This is a genomic window from Bartonella sp. AD328YNZD, assembly GCF_042196425.1.
Genome location: NZ_JBHIQG010000183.1, coordinates 2,832 through 5,173, shown reverse-complemented (window position 1 = coordinate 5,173; position 2,342 = coordinate 2,832). Strand labels below are relative to the sequence as shown.

At 37.3% G+C, this 2,342-nt stretch carries 3 protein-coding genes; 2 read left to right on the top strand and 1 reads right to left on the bottom strand.

Annotation, left to right across the window (positions count from 1 at the left end; genetic code table 11):
- Positions 1-177 (top strand): hypothetical protein (locus tag ACFIO3_RS08650; RefSeq protein ID WP_375704321.1); only part of this gene is annotated, 177 nt, incomplete at its 5' end.
- Between the two features lie 760 nt (positions 178-937).
- Entirely contained in the window at positions 938-1,330 is a 393-nt protein-coding gene (locus ACFIO3_RS08645; RefSeq protein WP_375608189.1) for a hypothetical protein, read from the top strand.
- Positions 1,331-2,109: 779 nt separating this feature from the next.
- Here the strand turns inward: ACFIO3_RS08645 and ACFIO3_RS08640 are convergent.
- Positions 2,110-2,342 (bottom strand): hypothetical protein (locus ACFIO3_RS08640; protein WP_375609343.1); only part of this gene is annotated, 233 nt, incomplete at its 5' end.

The window sequence follows — 2,342 nt, the reverse complement described above, 5'->3', positions numbered from 1 at the left end:
TTTCTTGCCGATAAGGGCTATGATCCGCTCTATGGTGCTCGTCCGCTTAAACGGATTATTCAAAAAGAAATTCAAGATCCTCTCGCAGAGAAAATCTTGTTTGGAGAAATTCACGACGAGACGGTGGTGACAATTGAAAAGCAAGGTGATCGGTTGGCGTTTTTACCTGAAACATAAATTTGGGAAAATTTACGGTATAAAGCGCAGTGATAATCTTATTATACCGTGCCTTCTTTTGAGGAAAGGAGACTGATCTGCATGCGTGGTTGGTAAGGGGAGCTTGCTGCAAGCCATTAGGCTTGTTTTCAGCGCATTGTTTGCAAATCGATGCGGGATGGAAGCGGTGCTGGGTGGGGTGCTTTGGTCTTTGAGAGGGAGTTATTTTTGAGAACTGGACGTGGGATTGTGGAGCGGTGGTCGGTGTCTTAATATATGTTTTATGTTGCTGAAGAAAATTGCCAAATACAGATCACTTTTACATGGGTAGACTTACATGGGGGGGTAGATTGGCGGTTACAGTAATAATACAGATCTTGTTGGTGTTTTGAATATATTGTCACGTAATACTCACTAGAACGCTCTGCGTATTCTTAAGCAGGACTTGTCTGTCGCGCCTTTTAAAGTAAACTGTTATGAGTCTGAAGCCAAGAAGAACCCGCCCAAGAGAAGCCGAATTGTGCACAGAATGGTGTTGGGTGCTCCCCCGTTCTTTGAGGTGTAAGGAGGTGGTCAAGTCCTTTTAATATATATTTTTTTGTATGTTAAGTATAAACTTTGAGAGTGCTTGGAGATGGTGTCATTTTTTTTATTCCTGAAAAATTGATTACTTATCGCTTGATTGCAAACCAATAGGTTGTTAATACTTTTATTGATAAGCAAGGTTGCTCTTATTTCTGGTGTAAGAGCTTTGTCGAGAGAGAATGCGAGGGGAGTTAAGATGTCAAAATATTTATTACCGTTACCGCTTGTGTTGGTGGCGGGGTGCGCATCTATCAATAATTATTCATCAAGTTATGTTGTTCAAAATATTACGAAGGACGATATAAAATTAATTGCTAACGATTTTGTTCACAATCTTAAAAAACCTTTGCCGCCCGCTAAAACAACACTTATTGTGAAAAAAAGTAACACAGAAGACAACTTTACTCCTGTATTTATTGATCTGTTGCGACGGAATGGATATACCGTGATCTATACAGATCAACCAAAACAGCAAAACGGTGTCATTTTGACTTATAGAATAACGCGAATAGAGATAGGTATATTGTCTTTTGTTTCTTATGATTCAGATGGCGCAACACATTATTATATACGTACGTATAATAGATGATCCCCCCTTTGCCAGTGTGTCCAAAAAGCGTAGATCATCATGATGAGATGTTGGGGGAAACGGTGGGATTGAATTAACCTGTAAAAACTTACAGATGTAAAATTACATTATGCAGTCAATAAGGATCATTTGTCCAGCTTATAATTTCAAAGTTATGGGGACAAAAGATATTAATTTTTACTGCTCGCCATTCCTCATATTTTGTCTCAATCATAGAGTTTTTACCCTTTCTTTTATAGGAAATGACTTTTTGTCATGTAGTTTTGTATACTAATCTAAGGGTTAAATCTGATCGATAAAATTCCTATGGATTCTTTACAGAAATCTATTGTTGGAGATGCAGTTTGTTTTTATCAAATCGTTGTGTGGAGGGGGGACGTTTCATTTGGTTTTGTTCTGTAAAGACGTAAAAGCGTAAAAGTGTGGAGCCGTGAAAAAGAAGTGCAAGTATCATTCGCTTCTTGTCGGAACTTTCGCTCTTTGAGGTGTGGGGAGATTAGAAAATTCTTATGAGAAGATTATCGCAATATTGGTAATATGCTGGTTCTGGCGTGCTTCTTTTATGTAAGTGTAAAGAAGCTAAAACAAGGGATGACCATTTATTGGCGAATTTCCCATTATTATATCATGAGTGATTATATAATGAATACGCGCTTTCATGAAATGGGGAAAGCTGTAAGAGATATTTTTACAACTGTGCAAATAGAAACACAATGATGTTTTTTTTGGGCATCCTGTTTGCATAAGAGACAGAAATATGATAAAAAATGACAAAAATATTAAAAGAAAAATATAAAAACTTGACAAGGTAAATCTAAAAAGGTATCATAATGATACAATCGGAATTGTGCGTTTAAACCGGGTAAAGTCCATAGGTAAGATGATCTGGTGAGAATGGGAGATCTGATTTCTTTGTTGTTTGGATCTGATTTCTCTGTTGTTTGGATCTGATTTCTCTGTTGTTTGGATCTGATTTCTCTGTTGTTTGGATCTGATTTCTCTGTTGTTTGGA